The 17,558-nt window shown below is 68.5% G+C and carries 14 protein-coding genes and 2 tRNA genes; 7 read left to right on the top strand and 9 right to left on the bottom strand.

The features are described 5' to 3' along the window. Positions 1 to 49 precede the first annotated feature (49 nt). Genes fdh through nrfD form a run of 3 tightly spaced genes read left to right on the top strand, consistent with a single transcriptional unit; the run spans position 50 to position 5,660 of the window. Positions 50 to 3,334, top strand: a complete 3,285-nt coding sequence (gene fdh, locus AA983_RS02225; protein ID WP_369798755.1) for a formate dehydrogenase — start codon at positions 50 to 52, stop codon at positions 3,332 to 3,334. After that, positions 3,331 to 4,416: a 4Fe-4S dicluster domain-containing protein gene (locus AA983_RS02220; protein WP_047310564.1), complete on the top strand. Its 1,086-nt coding sequence runs from the start codon at positions 3,331 to 3,333 to the stop codon at positions 4,414 to 4,416. Before fdh ends, AA983_RS02220 begins: the two co-directional genes overlap by 4 nt. Further along, positions 4,413 to 5,660, top strand: a complete 1,248-nt coding sequence (nrfD, locus tag AA983_RS02215) for an NrfD/PsrC family molybdoenzyme membrane anchor subunit (RefSeq protein ID WP_052946787.1) — start codon at positions 4,413 to 4,415, stop codon at positions 5,658 to 5,660. Before AA983_RS02220 ends, nrfD begins: the two co-directional genes overlap by 4 nt. Positions 5,661 to 5,721: 61 nt before the next feature. On the opposite strand, the gene selD is transcribed toward nrfD, so the two are convergent. Continuing rightward, positions 5,722 to 6,696: a selenide, water dikinase SelD gene (gene selD, locus AA983_RS02210; protein WP_047310563.1), complete on the bottom strand. Its 975-nt coding sequence runs from the start codon at positions 6,694 to 6,696 to the stop codon at positions 5,722 to 5,724. Between the two features lie 160 nt (positions 6,697 to 6,856). Here selD and AA983_RS02205 point away from each other — a divergent pair. From AA983_RS02205 to selB, 3 genes are all read left to right on the top strand, one after another. After that, positions 6,857 to 6,952: transfer RNA gene (locus AA983_RS02205), tRNA-Sec, on the top strand. A gap of 300 nt (positions 6,953 to 7,252) precedes the next feature. Next, complete coding sequence (gene selA / locus AA983_RS02200) at positions 7,253 to 8,542, top strand: L-seryl-tRNA(Sec) selenium transferase (protein ID WP_082128625.1); 1,290 nt, start codon at positions 7,253 to 7,255, stop codon at positions 8,540 to 8,542. A gap of 2 nt (positions 8,543 to 8,544) precedes the next feature. Further along, on the top strand, positions 8,545 to 10,338 hold the full coding sequence (gene selB / locus AA983_RS02195; RefSeq protein ID WP_047310562.1) for a selenocysteine-specific translation elongation factor: 1,794 nt from the start codon (positions 8,545 to 8,547) through the stop codon (positions 10,336 to 10,338). 3 nt (positions 10,339 to 10,341) lie between these two features. Here selB and AA983_RS02190 read toward each other — a convergent pair whose 3' ends face one another. The 8 genes from AA983_RS02190 to AA983_RS15595 form a co-directional block, all read right to left on the bottom strand. Further along, positions 10,342 to 11,067: a sulfite exporter TauE/SafE family protein gene (locus AA983_RS02190; RefSeq protein ID WP_047310561.1), complete on the bottom strand. Its 726-nt coding sequence runs from the start codon at positions 11,065 to 11,067 to the stop codon at positions 10,342 to 10,344. 13 nt (positions 11,068 to 11,080) lie between these two features. Continuing rightward, on the bottom strand, positions 11,081 to 11,560 hold the full coding sequence (locus AA983_RS02185) for a lamin tail domain-containing protein (RefSeq protein ID WP_047310560.1): 480 nt from the start codon (positions 11,558 to 11,560) through the stop codon (positions 11,081 to 11,083). A 271-nt stretch (positions 11,561 to 11,831) separates the two neighbouring features. Beyond that, a tRNA-Arg gene (locus AA983_RS02180) sits at positions 11,832 to 11,904 on the bottom strand. A gap of 98 nt (positions 11,905 to 12,002) precedes the next feature. Next, positions 12,003 to 12,878 carry an SMP-30/gluconolactonase/LRE family protein gene (locus AA983_RS02175; protein WP_047310559.1) on the bottom strand — a complete coding sequence of 292 codons (876 nt, stop codon included), beginning with the start codon at positions 12,876 to 12,878 and terminating at the stop codon, positions 12,003 to 12,005. Positions 12,879 to 12,930: 52 nt separating this feature from the next. Then, positions 12,931 to 13,506: a peptide deformylase gene (def, locus tag AA983_RS02170; RefSeq protein ID WP_047310558.1), complete on the bottom strand. Its 576-nt coding sequence runs from the start codon at positions 13,504 to 13,506 to the stop codon at positions 12,931 to 12,933. Positions 13,507 to 13,661: 155 nt separating this feature from the next. After that, on the bottom strand, positions 13,662 to 15,236 hold the full coding sequence (locus AA983_RS02165) for an APC family permease (RefSeq protein ID WP_047310557.1): 1,575 nt from the start codon (positions 15,234 to 15,236) through the stop codon (positions 13,662 to 13,664). 39 nt (positions 15,237 to 15,275) lie between these two features. Continuing rightward, positions 15,276 to 16,166 carry a PH domain-containing protein gene (locus tag AA983_RS14550; protein ID WP_052946786.1) on the bottom strand — a complete coding sequence of 297 codons (891 nt, stop codon included), beginning with the start codon at positions 16,164 to 16,166 and terminating at the stop codon, positions 15,276 to 15,278. Positions 16,167 to 16,170: 4 nt separating this feature from the next. Then, positions 16,171 to 16,347 carry a hypothetical protein gene (locus tag AA983_RS15595; RefSeq protein WP_165357884.1) on the bottom strand — a complete coding sequence of 59 codons (177 nt, stop codon included), beginning with the start codon at positions 16,345 to 16,347 and terminating at the stop codon, positions 16,171 to 16,173. A gap of 125 nt (positions 16,348 to 16,472) precedes the next feature. Between AA983_RS15595 and AA983_RS02155 the strand changes: the two genes are divergently transcribed. Then, a complete protein-coding gene (locus AA983_RS02155) occupies positions 16,473 to 17,546 on the top strand; it encodes a small ribosomal subunit Rsm22 family protein (RefSeq protein WP_231579498.1) in 1,074 nt (357 codons plus the stop codon). Positions 17,547 to 17,558: the final 12 nt, after the last annotated feature.

Raw genomic sequence — 17,558 nt, 5'->3', positions numbered from 1 at the left:
GCCGGGTAGGGTTGAACTGAGGAAGTAACCGACGCGCAGAGAGGCCGGCATCATGGGTCTGTCACCACTTGAATGGCCTGTCCTGCGTCAGGTGCGCTCGGGCGACTTCCTCGGCCGCGGCCCGGCTGTGACGAGCGAGAAGACGCGCACGCTCGAGCCGCGCACGACGACGGCCGACCGCAGCGTCCAGTCGGTGTGCCCCTACTGCGCCGTCGGCTGCGGCCAGCGCGTCTTCGTCAAGGACGAGAAGGTCGTCGCCATCGAGGGCGACAAGGACAGCCCCATCTCGCGTGGCCGCCTGTGCCCCAAGGGTGCGGCGAGCGAGCAGCTCGTCAACAACCCCTCGCGGATCAAGCAGGTGCTCTACCGCAAGCCCGGCGGCACCGACTTCGAGCCGATCGAGCGCGACAAGGCCATCGACATGGTGGTCGAGCGGTTCCTCGACACGCGTCGACGCACCTGGCAGGAGCGCGACGAGAAGGGCAACTTCCTGAGGCGAACGATGGGTATCGCCTCGTTGGGCGGAGCGACGCTCGACAACGAGGAGAACTACCTCATCAAGAAGCTGTTCACCGCAGCCGGGGCCATACAGATCGAGAACCAGGCGCGTATTTGACACAGCGCCACGGTTCCCAGTCTGGGGGCCTCATTTGGGCGTGGTGGAGCCACTAATCCACTGCAGGACATGGCGAATGCAGACCTCATCATCATCGAGGGGTCGAACATGGCCGAGTGTCACCCCGTCGGTTTCCAGTGGGTGACCGAAGCCAAGGCGCGCGGCGCCAAGGTCATCCACATCGACCCGCGCTTCACGCGCACCTCGGCGGTGGCCGACAAGCACGTCACCATCCGTGGTGGCTCCGACATCGTCTTCCTCGGTGCGCTCATCAACCACGTCCTGTCGACGAACGCGTACTTCCACGACTACGTCGTCGCGTACACGAACGCCGCGACGCTCGTCAGTGAGGACTTCGTCGACACCGAAGACCTTGACGGGCTGTTCTCCGGCTACGACCCCGAGACGGGTCAGTACGACCAGAGCTCATGGCAGTACGCCGACCCCTCCGGCGAGCAGGGCACGTCGAGCGACGAGAAGAGTGGTTCGTCCGGGCATCACGCGTCGGGTGGTGCGGAGTCGCACGGTTCCGGCGGGCCCTCGCTCGCCCACGCCGAGGTGCTGCGCGACGAGACGCTGACCGATCCCCGCACGGTCTTCCAGATCCTCAAGCGTCACTACGCGCGCTACACACCCGAGCTCGTCGAGGAGGTCTGCGGCGTCTCGCCGGAGGACTTCCGCTACGTCGCCGATGCCCTCGTCGCGAACTCCGGGCGCGAACGCACCACGATGTTCGCCTACGCCGTCGGCTGGACCCAGCACGTCTCGGGCGCGCAGATGATCCGCTCGGCGGCCATCCTGCAGCTGCTCATGGGCAACGTCGGACGCCCCGGCGCGGGCATCATGGCGCTGCGCGGGCACGCGACGATCCAGGGGTCCACCGACATCCCGACGCTGTTCAACCTGCTGCCGGGTTACCTGCCGATGCCGCGCGTCGCGGAACACGAGACGATTGAGGACTACGTCGACTCCATCGTGTCGAAGGACGCGAAGGGCTACTGGGCCAACGCGGACGCGTACGCCGTCTCGCTGTTCAAGGCCTGGTTCGGCGAGCACGCGACGCCCGAGAACAACTTCGGACTCGACCTCATGCCGCGTCTGACGGGTGCCCACGGCACCTACCAGTCGATGATGGGCATGATCGTCGGCGACGTCGAGGGCTTCTTCGTCCTCGGCCAGAACCCGGCCGTCGGGTCGGCGAACGGCAAGCTGCAGCGCAACGGGTTGCGTCACCTCAAGTGGCTCGTCGTGCGCGACTTCCAGCTCATCGAAACGGCCACGTTCTGGAAGGACGCGCCGGAGATCGCGTCCGGCGAGTGGAAGACCGAGGACATCGACACCGAGGTGTTCTTCTTTCCGGCAGCCACGCACGTCGAGAAGGCCGGCTCGTTCACCCAGACGCAGCGCCTCGTGCAGTGGCGCCACAAGGCCGTCAACCCGCCGGGTGACGCGCAGAGCGAACTCGACTTCTTCCACGAGGTGGGCGTGCGCATCCGGGCCCGCCTGGCTGATTCCGATGACCCGCGCGACCTGCCGCTGCAGGCCATGACGTGGGACTACGCGAAGGACGAGCGCGGCGAGGTGGTGCCGGAATCCGTCATCGCGGAGATCAACGGCACCGACGCCGAGGGCAAGCCGCTTTCGACGTACGTCGATCTCGCGGCCGACGGCTCGACGTCGTCCGGCTGCTGGCTGTACGCGGGCGTCTACGCCGACGGCGTCAACCAAGCAGCGCGACGCAAGCCCGGTGACGAGCAGGACGAGACGGCCGCCGAGTGGGCGTGGGCGTGGCCGGCGAACCGGCGCACGCTCTACAACCGGGCGTCGGCCGACCGCGACGGCAAGCCGTGGAGCGAGCGCAAGAAGCTCGTGTGGTGGGACGAGGAGGCCGGCCGCTGGACGGGCCGAGACATCCCCGACTTCCCGCCGACTACGGCGCCCTCCTACCGGCCGGACAAGGGAGTCGGCGGGCCTGACGGCCTCGCCGGCGACGACCCGTTCATCATGATGGCCGACGGCAAGGCCTGGTTGTATGCGCCGCTCGGCCTCGTCGACGGCCCACTGCCGGCGCACTACGAGCCGGCCGAGTCACCCCTGGCGAACCCGTTGTACCAACAGCAGGCCAACCCGACGCGCGTCGTCTTCGAACGCAAGGACAACCTCAACGCGCCGAGTTTCGGCACGCCCGGCGGCGACGTCTACCCGTTCATGTTCACCGTGAACCGGTTGACCGAGCACCACACCGCCGGCGGCATGAGCCGGTGGTTGCCGTACCTCGCGGAACTGCAGCCGGAGATGTTCGTCGAGGTCTCGCCTCAGCTGGCGCAGGAGCGTGGGCTCGAGAACGGCGGATGGGCCACCGTCGTCTCGGCCCGTGCCGCGATCGAGGCGCGCGTCCTCGTCACAGAGCGAGCGCGACCGCTACGCATCGGCGGACGCACGGTGCACACGATCGGTATGCCGTATCACTGGGGCTCGAGTGGGTTCGCCCAGGTGGCAGGCGATTCCGCGAACGACCTGTTCGGCGTCGTCCTCGATCGCAACACGCAGATCCAGGAGGGCAAGATCGGCATGTGCGACATCCGTGCCGGCCGGCGCCCCGAGGGTGAGGCGTTGGAACGGTTCGTCGCCGAGTACCAGAGCCGCGCGGGCACGACCGTCCAGACGGGCAACGACCTCGCCCAGGGTGATGTCGAGGAGAGTGAAGACGACGCATGAGCGCACTGACGAGTTACGTCGCGCGCCAGTTCGGCGGCGCGGGCGACCCGGCCAAGGAGGCCGCGTGGGGTACTCGTGCGGCGACGGAACGCACGGGCGGGGCCCCGAACGAGCCGCTCGCGGAGCGGGTCGGCTTCTTCACCGACACGTCCATCTGCATCGGCTGCAAGGCGTGCGAGGTGGCCTGCAAGGAGTGGAACCGCAACCCGGAGGACGGGTACGGGCTCACGGGCCACTCGTACGACAACACGGGTGAGCTCGGCTCCGACACGTGGCGTCACGTCGCGTTCGTCGAGCAGTCGGGGGAGCGCATCGCGGCGGCCCGGAAGTCGGGGCGCAAGCTGGTCGACCTCGGTATGCCGAGTGTGCGCAGGGCTGAGTCGACCGAGACGCCCAGTGGCGCGGTCGGCGTGCAGCCTGAATCCTCGCTCGACGTCGACGTGTTCGCTCTGGCGTCGTCGCCGGAGGGCCTGACGCCGACCGCCGGTAGCGACGTGCCCGATTTCCGCTGGCTCATGTCGTCGGACGTCTGCAAGCACTGCACCCATGCGGGGTGCCTCGACAACTGCCCCACGGGAGCGATCTTCCGCAGTGAGTTCGGCACCGTCGTCATCCAGGCCGACGTGTGCAACGGCTGTGGGTACTGCGTCGGCGGGTGCCCGTTCGGTGTGGTCGAGCGTCGTGAGAAGGACGCCGTCATCAACCACGGCAACGCGCAGAAGTGCACGCTCTGCTACGACCGGCTCACCGAGGGGCAGACGCCCGCGTGCGCGCAGACGTGCCCCACGACGTCGATCAAGTTCGGGCCGCTGTCGGAGATGACGCGCCTCGCCGAGGAGCGGGTGGCTGAGCTTCACGCCCGCGGCATGACGGAGGCGCGCCTGTACGGCGCGGGCAGTGACGACGGTGTGGGCGGCACCGGTTCGGTGTTCCTGCTCCTCGACGACCCGGAGGTGTACGGGCTGCCGCCCGACCCGGTGGCGCCGTCGCGACACCTCGCGTCGTCGTACAAGCGAATGCTCGCCGCGGCCGGCGGCATGGCGGCTGCGGCAGCCATCGCATTCGTCGGAGGTGGCGTGTGACCAACCCGCTCGATTCCTACCGTGACCCCGAGGGCCCACGCCGCCGCCGTGGTGGCGGTGACAAGCGTCGCCGTCCGACGGACTGGTTGAACGACCGCCGCGAGGGACGCGGCGAGCGCGCGCTCGTGCCGGACGTGGAGTTCGACTCGTACTACGAGCACAACGTGGTCAAGCCGGTGCCGTGGGAGGCGCCGATTCCGATCTACCTCTTCACCGGTGGGCTCGCGGCGGGATCGCAGCTGCTCGCGGCTGGCGCGTACGTGACGGGGAACGCGCCCTTGCGACGCGTCACGCGCCTGACGTCCGGAGTGGCGACGGCGGTCAGCGGCGCTGCGCTCGTCGTGGACCTCGGGCGACCCGAACGGTTCTACAACATGCTGCGGGTGGCGAAACTGAGCTCCCCGATGTCGGTGGGTACGTGGATCTTCTCCGCGTTCGCCGGGGGCGCAGTGCCGCTCGCCGGGTTGGAGACCCTGCGTCTGCTGCCGCGCAAGAACAGCGGTTCGTTGGCCTCGCTCATGGGGCGCGCGGAAGAGGCCGCCGCCCGGGTCGGTGGTGTGCGCCGCGGGGCGGTGGCACCTCGGCGCGCCGGCGTTCTCGGATTCATCGAGGACGCACTCGAACGCGTGGAGGCGCCGGGCGCTGCGCTGGGTGGGCTGGCTGCCGGCCCGCTCGCGACGTACACCGCTGTGCTGCTGTCGAACACGGCAACGCCGACGTGGGCCGAGTCGCGTCACCACCTGCCGTTCGTGTTCGCCGGCTCGGCGTCGGCCGCGGCGAGCGGAAACGCGATGGTGTGGACGCCGGTGGCGCACGCGGGGCCGGCCCGTGCACTCGCGCTCATCGGGTCGTCCGTCGACCTCGTGGCTCTCAACCGGCTCGAGAAGCACCTCGACGCCCACGGCGTCGGCGAACCCTTGCACCACGGAACGGCGGGAAAGCTCAACAAGGCGAGTCTGGCGCTCAACGTGGCGGGCTCCGTCGGGACGGCGCTGTTCGCGCGGCGCTCGCGGGTGGCGTCGGTGCTTTCGGGAGCGTGCTTCGTCGCCGGTTCGGTGTGTACCCGTTTTGCCGTGTTCGAAGCGGGAATGGAGTCGGCGAAGGACCCGAAGTACACGATGGCGCCGCAGCGGCGCCGCCTCGACGAGCGCGGCGGGACCGGCAACATCACGACGGGTCCGCGCACGGCCGACGGACGTCGTCCGCTGCCAGGGCCGGACGGTCACCCGGTCCTTTGGGACTGATGGAGAAAAGCGCTGGTTGTGCACGATATTTCGCGCACAACCAGCGCTTCGCGCTCGATCCCTAGCGCACCCGGATGCCGGGTTCACCCTTCACAGTGCGGCCGATGATCGGCGCGCCCGGCACCTCGCCGATGACGAGGAGCCCGCCGGAGGTCTGAGCGTCGGCGAGCAGAAGCAGTTCGTTCTCGTCGACCTCGGACTCGATGTGCGGGGCCACCCAATCGAGGTTGCGGCGTGTGCCGCCGGAGACGTAGCCGTCACGTGCCGCCTCGCGGGCGCCGTCGATGTAGGGAACGGCTGCGGCGTCGATCTCCGCCGCCACGCCCGAAGCGCGCATCATCTTCCACAGGTGGCCGAGCAGGCCGAACCCCGTGACGTCGGTGGCGGCCTTCGCGCCGGCGTCGACCGCGGCGACGGAGGCGTCCCGATTGAGCGTCGTCATCACGTCGACGGCCTGGGCGAAGACCTCACCCGTGCGCTTGTGACGGTTGTTGAGCACGCCCGAGCCGAGCGGTTTCGTCAGCGAGATCGGCAGGCCCGCCTCGGCGGCGTCGTTGCGCAGCAGCTTGGCCGGATCGGCAATGCCGGTGACGGCCATGCCGAACTTGGGCTCCGGGTCGTCGATCGAATGCCCACCGATGACGGGGCAGTTCGCGGCACGACCGATGTCCGCGCCGCCGCGGAGCACCTCGGCCATGACGTCGAGGCCGATCCGTTCACGCGGCCACCCGACGAGGTTGATCGCGACGACAGGGGTGCCGCCCATGGCGTAGATGTCCGACAGCGCATTCGTGGCGGCGATGCGCCCGAAGTCGTACGGGTCGTCGACGACCGGGGTGAAGAAATCCGCGGTCGACAGGACGGCCTGGCTGCCGACACGGACCGCTGCGGCGTCATCACCGTCGTCGAGCCCGACGAGGACGCTCGGGTTCGGCTCACCGACGAGGCCCTTGACCGCCTCCTCCAACTCGCCGGGCGGGATCTTGCACGCGCACCCGCCACCCGAGGCGAACTGCGTCAATCGAATCGGCTCCATGGTCCGACCCTACGCACGGCTCTCACTGGGATGTGATCGGGGCCGGTGCGAACCTGGCGGCCTGAGATGCGCCTGCCGCAGGTCGTGCACGATCGAATCGCGCCATCCGCGAAAGCGTGTTCGCTTGGTGAATGGACCAACATTCACTACCGTTGAGCACGGAGGTGTCAGGGTTCCTGGTGGGCCCCCCGGTCCTCAAAACCGGTGAAACCGAGTATCTCGGTTTGGCAGGTTCGATTCCTGTCCACCTCCGCCATTTGATTCTTCGCAAGCTCAGAAGCAAATGGCCTGTGTCTTTTGCCGCGTCTTCCGGCCAGCGGCCTCGCAGGCTCGGCCTCTGGCTCGGTGCGACACAGGCCTTCCTCGCAGGCTCGGCCTCTGGCTCGGTGCGACACAGGCCTTCCTCGCAGGCTCGGTCTCTGGCTCGGTGCGACACGGGCCTTCCTCGCAGGCTCGGCCTCTGGCTCGGTGCGACACAGGCCTTCCTCGCGGGCTCAGCCCCGTCTTGGTGCGACACGGCGAGCTTCCTCGCAGGCTCGCCTGAGAGGATGGCCGGGTGAGTGACGACCCGCGCCGCAGCATCCCGCGTACCGACGCACTGCTCGCCGATGCGCGCTTCGCTTCGGCTGTCCGCCGACTCGGCGTCGACGTCGTCAAGGCGACTGTCGTCGAAGCCCAACGCCGCGCTCGCTCAGGCGAACTCGCGCCCGACGCCGTGGCGACCGTCGCCCTCGAAGCGCTTCCCGGATCGGCGACGACGCTGCGCCGGGTCATCAACGCGACCGGAGTCGTCGTGCACACCAACATCGGTCGCGCGCCCCTCGGCGATGCTGCCCGCGAGGCGCTGCTCGCCGCAGCAGGTCACGTCGATGTCGAGTTCGACCCCGCCACAGCACGTCGGGCACCGCGTGGCCGCGGCGCCCTCGAAGCTCTTCGCGAACGCGTCCCCGCAGCGGGGGGCGCCCTCGTCGTCAACAATGGGGCCGCCGCGTTGCTCCTGGCCTGCCTGACACTCGCCGAGGGGCGCGAGGTCATCGTCAGCCGCGGCGAACTCGTCGAGATCGGCGACGGTTTCCGTCTGCCCGACCTCCTCCAGTCCGCAGGAATCCGTCTGCGCGAGGTCGGTACGACCAACCGCACGCACCTTCGCGACTACGAGGCTGCGTCGGGGGACGCAGGGGTCATCCTCAAGGTGCACACGAGCAACTATCGCGTCGAGGGTTTCGCCGGTGTGCCGCGCGTTGCTGAACTCGCGACACTGGGCCTGCCCGTCGTCGCGGACGTCGGCAGCGGTCTCCTCGCGCCCGAACGGGTCCTGCCCGACGAGCCCGACGCCGCGACGTGGCTCGACGAGGGTGCCACCGTCGTCACTGCGAGCGGCGACAAGCTCCTCGGCGGCCCGCAGGCCGGCCTCGTGCTCGGCGACGCCGACGCGCTCGAGCGCATCCGACGTCATCCTCTCGCTCGTGCTGTGCGCACCGACAAGCTGACGCTCGCAGCCCTCGAAGCAACCCTGCGAGGCCCCGTCCCGCCCGTCCTCACAGCCCTTCGGGAAACTCCGGAGACCCTTCGCGAGCGCACGGAACGACTCGCTCGCCGGGTCGGCGGCGACGTCGTCGAAGTGGACGCCCGCGTCGGTGGTGGTGGGGCCCCCGGTGTGCCGTTGCCGAGTCTCGCGGTTGCCCTCCCCGACAGCTTCGCGGAGCCCTTGCGGCTCGGCGAGCCGTGCGTGGTCGCACGGACAAACGGCGGGCGCACCCTGGTCGACCTTCGCTGTGTGCCAAGCGAATCCGATGACGAAGTGGGGGAGGCCATTCTCGCCGTCGCTGCTGCCGTGGGCCACTGACCATGCGGGTCATCGCCACGGCCGGGCACGTCGACCACGGCAAGAGCACACTCGTTCAGGCGCTCACCGGCACCGACCCCGACCGGTGGGCCGAGGAGAAGCGCCGCGGCCTCACGATCGACCTCGGATTCGCGGGTCTGGAGTTGCCGAGCGGTGAGCACGTCGCCTTCGTCGACGTGCCGGGCCACCGAAGGTTCATCGGCAACATGCTGGCCGGTCTCGGGCCCGCTCCCGCCGTCATGCTCGTGGTCGCAGCCGATCAGGGGTGGCAGGCGCAGTCGAGCGAACACCTCGACGCCATCGACGCACTCGGGCTCGAGACGGGTCTGCTCGTCCTCACCCGGTGCGGCCTCGCCGACGCCGACCGCGTCGCCGAAGTGCGCCGCTCTGCTCTCGAGCACATCGCGCAGACCTCCCTCGGAGCCGTGCGCGTCGTCGAGACGGACGCCGTGCAGGGTGACGGCATCGGTGAACTCCGTTCGGCCCTCGACGACCTCGTGGCGGGCATGCCACCGCTCGACGGTGAAGGCTCGGTACGGATGTGGCTCGACCGCTCCTTCTCGGTCAAGGGTGCTGGCACCGTCGTCACCGGCACACTCGCCCACGGCACGTTGCGCGTGGGGGACGAGGTGAGCGTCGCGGGCGAGCGCGCGACGATCCGCTCTCTCCAGGTGCTCGGAGAATCGCGTGACGAGGTCGGCCCCGTCTCGCGTTGCGCTGTGGGGTTGCGCGGGATCACCCGGGACGCCGCTCCCCGCGGCAGCGCGCTGCTTCGTCCCGCCGGGGGTCTGGAGTCCACGACGATCGACGTGCGCCGTGAGACGGGTTGCGCGTGGTCGGAGTCCTCGCGTGAGGTCTCCGTGCACGTCGGCACCGCGGCTGTGCCTGCCCGTGTGCGGCCGTTCGACGACGAGACCGCCCGACTGCGGCTCGAATCACCGCTGCCGCTGCGGCTGGGGGATCGCGTCATCGTGCGCGACGACTCGGCCGCGCGCATCCACGCAGGCGCCACCGTGCTCGATCTCGACCCGCCACCGCTCGAGCGGCGCGGTGCTGGAGCCGCCCGCGCCGCGACGTTGGCGGGGTGGGAGAGCGGCCGCGCGTCCGATCTCGTCGTCGACCGGGGGCACGTTTCGGTCGCCTGGCTCGAAGGCGCCGGAGCGACGGGTTGGGGCGACTGGCCACTGGCTCTGCCGAACGGAGACGGTTTCGGGATCGTCGACCGCGTGGCGGTGTCGGCCGCGCAGGTGACCGCGTGGTCGCAACAACTCGACGAACTCGTGAGCGACGACGCCCGTGACCCGCTGAGCCCTGGTGTCGCTGTTGCAGCGCTCGCGCGCGAACTCGACACGTCCCCCGCCGTCGTCCATCTGCTGGCCGCGGCCTCCGGCCTCGACGTGGACGCCGGACGCGTGCGGGGCGCCGAACACCGACGTGGCCTGGGCGGAGCGGATACCGCCCTGGCCCAGCTCCGTGAACGCCTGCAGGCGAGCCCCTTCGATGCTCCTGAGGCCGACGACCTCACCGCTTGGAAACTCGGCTCCCGGGAGATCGCTGCCGCGGCCGAGCGGGGACTCGTGCTGCGCCTGCGAGCGCAGCCGGCGGACATCGTCCTGCTGCCGGATGCGCCGGCGCGGGCCATGCGTGAGCTCGCGGCGCTCCCGCAGCCGTTCACGACGAGCGATGCGCGTCAGGTGCTCGGCACGACCCGCCGTGTCGTCATCCCGCTTCTCGAGCACCTCGACGCTCGCGGCTGGACCCGGCGCGACGGCAATACCCGCACGGTTGTGCGGTGAGCGCTACGTCAGTGCAACGCGGGCGATGACGCCCAACGCACTCGTCGTCGCGAGGGCGAAAACGACCCGCTTGAAGCGAGCCTGATCGATACGGTGACGCAACGGCTGGGCCAGCAGCGCGCCGACGGCCACGAACGGCAGCCACCCGAGGCCGGCCGTCCAGGCGTCGCGAGGTAGCTGACCCCCGACGACGAGACCGGTGAGTGACAGTAGCGAACCAACGAGGAAGAACGGCGCGAGCGTGGAGCGTGCGCGTTGTGGCTGCTCCTCCTGAAGCGCGAGGCTGAAGAAGGGGCCGCCGATCGACGCAGCCGTCGCCGAGACGCCGGTGAGGGCGCCGGCGACGGACGACGTCACGGTCCCGGCGCGTACCCGCACGCGGGTGAGGGATCCGGCCACTGCGACGAGCACCATGAAGGCCACCCCGAGGGATATGGCGTCGCCAGAGGCTTGCGCCACGACCCAGACGCCGAGCGGCATGGTGAGCGCACGGAAGCCGGTGGCCCAGCCGAACGGGCGCCACAGGATGTCTCGCCCGTTGCGCAGGATCTCGACGACAGGCAGGGGCAGGACGACGAGCAGAAGCGCCGCCGGCATGACCTGCGGCGCGAACGTCACGACGAATGGCGCCGCGACGACGGCCAGGCCGAACCCGGCAATGCGCTGGACGAAGGCACCGGCGCAGACGAGGAGCCCGAGCAGGACGAACGTCGTCCCGCTCAGGCCCACGTCACAGCTCCGGTCAGCAGGATGTCGAGCCGCTTTTGTTCTTCTTGTACGTGCAGACGTGGACGGCCTTGCCGGCAGCGTTGCGCAGGGTGGCGGTTTCACCGCTGTTGTTCCACACGAAGCTGTTGCGGCTCACCGGCTTGAGGCCCTTGACGGCCTGACCCCAGTAGAGCGTCGTCGAGGAGTTCTTGCCCTGTCCGGAGCGAATGACGACCGACTTCTTGGCCCCGAGCTTGAAGCCCTTCGGGATGACGTAGACGTGCTTGGAGCCCCTGTCCGAAACGCGGTAGCCGCCGATGGTGATCGTCTTCGCGGTCGTGTTGGTGACGGTGATGTACTCCTTGTTGAGGTTGGCAGCCGTCACCTTGTCGTTGCCCGGCAGGTCGACGACCCAGCGCGAGAACTTCACGGCGGGCGCCGCCTGAGCGGCCGGTGCCAGCATCGGGGCGGCGAGCATCATCGTGGCAGTGGCGAGTACGGGCATCGTGCGCATGGAAATGTCCTTCAGGATCAGGCGTGGTCGTGCACCCGACCCTGACGCGTCATCCTGACGTGGACCGCGCCTTGTGGGGCGGGCCGTTGCAGGTGCTCGAGGGGAGGCGCTTCGTGGCTGCGATGACAGCCAGGGTGATTCTACGTTCAACTACCGCCGGAGGTGAGCCGTTCGCCGGGAGAGGTGTGACATCCGGGCGTAGGAGGTGTCGGGAACAAAGCAAGAGACCCTCACCGAAGTGAGGGCCTCTTCCATCTGTCTCAACACAGAGTGCACCCGTAGGGATTCGAACCCCAAACCTTCTGATCCGTAGTCAGATGCTCTATCCGTTGAGCTACGGGTGCGGGCTGCGAGGCGCTTATCGCGCGTTGCAACGAGATAGAACTCTACACATCTGCAGGCCGAAACGCGAATCGGCTCCTGCCACGGGCTGACGGCCTGCTCAGCCGCCGTAGGGGAGCGTCGGCAGACCGATGACACCGGGCGTGCAGGCGAAGAGCGCGCCCGCCTCGGGTTCCGCGTCGTCGGGCAGGTTCTCGCGTGACGTCGTGATGTAGAGGGTGTCGAGGTTGATGCCCCCGAAGGCGGGGCAGGTCACCTGCGACGGGTCGACCTCGACGATCTCGGAGAGCTCGCCGGCGGCGTCGTAGCGGCGAACCGCGGACCCGCCGAACAGTGCCGTCCACACGCCGCCCTCGGCATCGACGGTGAGACCGTCGGGGTAGCCGATGCCGTCCTCGAGCCGGACGAACGGGCGCGGGTTCACGAGGCCGTCCTCGGGGTTCCAGTCGAAGACCTGGATCGTGCGGGTCGGGGTGTCGTTGTAGTAGGCGAGGGTGCCGTCGGGCGACCAGCACAGGCCATTCGAGATCGTCACGTCGCCGAAGACGTGCGACGGCATGTGGTTGGGGTCGAGGCGCCACATCGACGCGGCGCCTTCGCTCTGGTCGTAGGCCATGGAGCCCATGTAGAAGGAACCGTCGGGGGAGCATCCGCCGTCGTTGAAACGGGTGCGCGGCTCGTGATCGGCGGGCCACAGGTCGTCGATGCGCTCGATGTCGTCGAAGTCGGCGGAGCGTGTGAGCGCGAAGCCGCGCTCCGTGGCGACGATCGCGCCGCCGCCGAGGCGGGGGCGCAGCGCTGCCGCGACGTCGCCGACGTGGAAGCGGCGCACGTCGCCGTCGTCCTGCAGTTCGAGCACGTCGCCGGCAAGCATGTCGACGTAGCGCAGGGCCGCGTGCCCGTTGCCCCAGTCGTTGTGCCAGATGACACCCTCGCCGTGGTACGTGTGCGGTGTGGAGACAGCCTCGGCTTTCATGGCTCCAGGCTAGCCTCCCGCGAAGATGGTGGGTTCGAGTGCCGGACTAAGCTCAGACGTCCTCGGCCTTCGTGGTGGCCGGGTCCCACTTCGTCAGGCCGTCGTACTGCCAGCCGCGGTCCTTGACGGCCTCGCGCGACTCGAGGCGCATCGTCGGGGTGAGGCGGTCGAGGTAGAGGTAGCCGTCGAGGTGGTCGGTCTCGTGCTGGAGCATGCGGGCGAAGAAGCCATGGCCCTCGAGGACGACTTCGTTGCCGTCGAGGTCGGTACCTGTCACCTTCGCCCAGTCGGCGCGCGCCGTCGGGAAGTGCTCGCCCGGCACCGAGAGGCAGCCCTCGTTGTCGTTCTCCTCGTCGGCCTCGCCGGCGGGCACGCGGCCCTTCTCGAGCTTCGGGTTGATGACGACGCCCTTGCGGTTCTCGCCGAGGTCGTCGTCGGGGCAGTCGTAGACGAAGATGCGCTGCTTGACGCCCACCTGGTTCGCCGCGAGGCCGACGCCGTTCGCGGCCTCCATCGTCTCGAACATGTCGTCGACGAGGGTGCGGATGTCGTCCGTGATCTCCTTGACCCGCTTCGTCGGGGAGTGCAGTGCCTTGTGGCCGACGATGGTGATGGGGCGGATGGCCATGAACGAACCTCTGGTGTGACGTGGGCGGGTGGCCGCTCCGGGCTCGGGGCGACCAGCCAAGTTTACGCGGCCGTTCAGGTGTCCGAGCCGGGCACGACGAAGGCCCCGCCCCAGCAGATTGCCGGAGCGAGGCCCTCGTGACCCGAAGGTGAGCGTCAGTGGCGCTCGTCGGACGAGTAGCGCTCGTCCTTCGTGAATCCTTCGCCCACCGAGGAGTCGAGGTCGGTGGCGTACACGCCGTCACCGACGCCGCCCTGCAACTGCGGGTTGCGACCGACGCGCGAGTGGCGCTGACCGTAGGTGAAGTAAATGATGAAGCCGATGAGGAGCCAGACGGCGAATCGCAGCCACGTCTCCACCGGCAGGTTGAGCATGAGGTAGAGGCAGATCGCCGCCGACAGCCACGGCAGAACCGGGCTGCCCGGCACCTTGAACGGGCGCTCGAGGTCGGGGCGGGCCTTGCGCATGATCGGCACGGCCAGCGAGACGAGGAAGAACGCCGAGAGGGTACCGATGTTCACCATCTCTTCGAACTCGCCGATCGGGATGGTGGCCGCAGCCACCGCGATGAGGAAGCCCATGACGAGCGTCATCGGCACCGGCGTACCCGTCTTGGGGTTCGTCTTGGCCATGCCGCGCGGCAGGAGGCCGTCACGCGACATCGCGTACATGACGCGGGTGGCGCCGATCATGAGGGTCATGACGACGGTGGCCAGACCAGCCACAGCACCTGCGGAGATGATCTGCGCATAACCGGGGTGCCCCGCGTCTCGGAAGGCTGCAGCGAGCGCTCCCTTCGGGTCGATCTTGTCGTACTTCACCATGCCGGTGATGACGAGGCAGACGGATACGTAAAGGATGGTGCAGACGACGAGGGAGCCGATGATGCCGATCGGCAGGTCGCGCTTCGGGTTGCGGGTCTCCTCGGCCGTCGTCGCGACGACGTCGAAGCCGATGTAGGCGAAGAATACGAGGGCAGCACCTGAGATGACGCCCATGACGCCGAAGGCCTGCGGCTCCATGCCCGTGAGAATCTCCCACAGCGGGCGGTGCATCGTCTGCGACTCACCCTCGAGCGGCTGAGCCGGCGGGATGAAAGGGGTGTAGTTCTTCGAGTCGATGTACTGGATACCCATCACGATGATGAACAGCACGATGAAGACCTTGACAGCCACGAGCGCGAAGTTGATGCGCAGCGACTCCTTGATGCCGACGGCGATGAGGCAGGTCAGCGCGGCGACGAGACCGAAGGCGGCGAGGTCGAAGTGGTCGAACCAGCCGGTTCCTCCCTGCAGCTTCTCGGGCAGCTTGAGGCCCCACTCGCCGAACAGGATGTTGAAGTACGCGCTCCAGCCCTGAGCGACGACGCCGGCGGCGAGGATCAGCTCGAGGAGCAGATCCCAGCCGACGATCCAGGCGATGAGTTCACCCATCGTCGCGTACGAGAACGTGTAGGCCGAACCCGAGACAGGCACGGTCGAGGAGAGCTCGGCGTAGCACAGCGCGGCGAGGCCACAGCAGGCGGCGCCGAGCAGGAACGACAGGACGATGGCAGGGCCGGCCATCGTGGCGGCGGCGCTGCCGGTCACCGTGAAGATACCGGCGCCGATGATGACGCCGATACCGAAAACGGTGAGGTCGAGAGCCGAGAGATTCTTCTTCAGCTGGAACTCGGATGCCTCCGAGTCAGCGATCGAAGCCTCGATCGACTTGGTACGCAAAAGGCTCATAGGAGCGACCTTCCACAGGTGAGTTTTAACCGTGTGAGATTACTCGCCGTCTCGCCATGTGGAGGGTGGGTCCGCATATCGAGAGCGTCGGATGGTCTGTGGAGCGGTCGCGTGTTCGCGGCTCACCGACCAAGCCAAGTCATCGTCCGTGTCGTCCGATTCCTCGCCCACGTCACGAAATTCACCGTAAGCACGGTCACACTCGTCGGCCCAGGGCGGACGGCTGAATGTGACCATTCCGTAAGGATCGGTCTCATCGCTGGAGCGCGGAACCGGTCCGCGGGTGCGACCGGGACGTTCGTCTGTCCCGAATTGCGTGTCGCGCGTGCTAACGCGGACCGGGAGTGTCTTGTTTTCGTGGCGGTACGGGTCGGACACCTCGTCCGAATGATGCGGATGCCGCGAGGGGTGGTCCTCGTCGTCACCGACGCCGAAGATGAGACCGCAGATCTCGCGGTACTTCGAGTCGGGCTCGCTCACGTAGTCGATGACGTTGAGCGCCTGCTCCTGGCCGGCCGACTCGATGACGAACGTGCCGTAACCGAGGATGCGCGCCGCAGGGGAGCGGTTGTACGACATGTCGGTCACCTTGGACAGCGGCATCATCGCGACCTTCTTGAAGAAGAGGCCGTGCAGGAGGATGAGGCGCTTGTTCGTGATGACGAAGGTCTTGTCCCACCACTCGAAGAGGCGCCAGACGAAGTGAAGGAGGAGGACGAGCCAGATCCACCAGGCCGCATTGGTCATCGGGCCCATCCAGGCGGGGGCGCTGAGGCCCGCGACGACGACGAGGACGAGGCCGAGCAGACAGGAGCTGAGGGCGGGCAGGAGCTGCGCCCAGTGCTGCTTCATCTCGAGAACGACGTGCTCGTTCCTGGCGAGGTACCCGGCGACGCTCTCGGACGGGCGGGTCGGGCGCAGCGGGCCCATGGCGTCAGCTCTTGCCGAGCAACGCGTCGAAGAACTCGCCCAGATTGGTGACCGCGTTGCGCAGGACGTTGCCGATGGAGCGGACGACGTCCGCCGACTGACCGGGCGAGCTGAAGATGGCGTAGATGAGGAACGCGAACAACAAGAACTTCAGGATCGATTTGAAGTTGATCTTGTCCATTTCGATGTCTTCTCTCTCGGGTGGGCGACGCGCCCAAAGAGGGACGGGCAACTCGTGCATTCTTCCAGCGCCTGGGGTATGAGCGAAGAAGGCGCGCCGGGGCACGGATCAGTAGGCTCGCGCCTGTGGATCTGTCGATGACGTTGCGTGAAGCCCTCGAGCGCGAGGCATCGGGGACGGCGGTCAAGCAGTTGACGGCGGCCGTCGAGCGGCTGTCGACGCGTTACCGCGCGGTCGCTGCGGCGTCCGACCCCATCCTCGCCAAGCCGGTCGATGTCCTGGCCTATGCCCACTACCGGATGCCGGCGACGTTCGGCGCGGTGCGCGCCGCGCTGCGGGCGCTCGCGGCATCGGGGGCGTTCGAGGCGGGCTCCGTGCGTTCGCTCGCCGACCTCGGCGGCGGGACGGGGGCCGCGGCCTGGGCGGCCGCTGACGTCTTCGACTCGCTCGAGGAAGTGAGCGTTCTCGATCAGGTGCCCGAAGCACTCGACCTGGGGCAGCGCTTGGCGAAGGCCAGCGGGGTGTCCGCGCTCGCGCGCACCGTATGGCAGGAAGGGCGCGTCGGGTCGTGGAACGTCTCCGTCGGGTCGCCGTCCGCGGGTGGGGCTGACCTCGTCACCGTCTCGTACGTGCTCAGTGAACTGACGAGCGAGCAGGCCGACAAGATCGTCGCCGAGGCGGCTGCTGCGGCGACGCGCGCCATCGTCATCGTCGAACCCGGGACGCCGGACGGCTACCGCCGCATCCTGCGAGCACGCGATCAGTTGCTCGCGGAGACCTGGCAGGTGGCGGCGCCGTGCCCGCACCAAGGCGAGTGCCCCCTGCTGGCGAAGGACGAGCCCGACTGGTGTCACTTCGCGGCCCGGGTGAATCGCTCGTCGGTGCACCGGCAGATCAAGGGCGGCGAATTGTCGCACGAGGACGAGAAGTTCAGCTACGTCGCGATGGTGCGACGACCGGCGCATCTCGCGCAGGGCTTCGCGGCTCCGGCCGCCGACGCGTCAGCCAGTGAGCAGCCGGTGCGTGTCATCCGGCACCCGCGCAAGAACAAAGGCTTTGTCGAACTGCAGGTGTGCGAATCGAACGATGCCTCGAACGCCAGTGGACAGGTGCGCCGCGCCGTCGTGAGCAAGAAGCAGGGCGCGCTCTACAAGCAGGCGCGTGACGTCGGCTGGGGCGACACGATCGACCTGGGGTGAGCCGTCGCGCCG

This window comes from Dermacoccus sp. PE3, from assembly GCF_001021715.1.
Lineage (GTDB): Bacteria > Actinomycetota > Actinomycetes > Actinomycetales > Dermatophilaceae > Dermacoccus > Dermacoccus abyssi.
Note: the sequence above shows the minus strand (reverse complement) of the source record. Positions and strands in the feature narration are given on the sequence as shown.

What these genes read in the sequence shown, in the direction of transcription:
- AA983_RS14550 (WP_052946786.1), bottom strand. Translation starts at nt 16,166, where the DNA reads ATGGGCCCGCTGCGCCCGACCCGCCCGTCCGAGAGCGTCGCCGGGTAC.
- selB (WP_047310562.1), top strand. Translation starts at nt 8,545, where the DNA reads ATGCGGGTCATCGCCACGGCCGGGCACGTCGACCACGGCAAGAGCACA.
- selD (WP_047310563.1), bottom strand. Translation starts at nt 6,696, where the DNA reads ATGGAGCCGATTCGATTGACGCAGTTCGCCTCGGGTGGCGGGTGCGCG.
- def (WP_047310558.1), bottom strand. Translation starts at nt 13,506, where the DNA reads ATGGCCATCCGCCCCATCACCATCGTCGGCCACAAGGCACTGCACTCC.
- AA983_RS02220 (WP_047310564.1), top strand. Translation starts at nt 3,331, where the DNA reads ATGAGCGCACTGACGAGTTACGTCGCGCGCCAGTTCGGCGGCGCGGGC.
- AA983_RS02185 (WP_047310560.1), bottom strand. Translation starts at nt 11,560, where the DNA reads ATGCGCACGATGCCCGTACTCGCCACTGCCACGATGATGCTCGCCGCC.
- AA983_RS02165 (WP_047310557.1), bottom strand. Translation starts at nt 15,236, where the DNA reads ATGAGCCTTTTGCGTACCAAGTCGATCGAGGCTTCGATCGCTGACTCG.
- AA983_RS15595 (WP_165357884.1), bottom strand. Translation starts at nt 16,347, where the DNA reads ATGGACAAGATCAACTTCAAATCGATCCTGAAGTTCTTGTTGTTCGCG.
- AA983_RS02175 (WP_047310559.1), bottom strand. Translation starts at nt 12,878, where the DNA reads ATGAAAGCCGAGGCTGTCTCCACACCGCACACGTACCACGGCGAGGGT.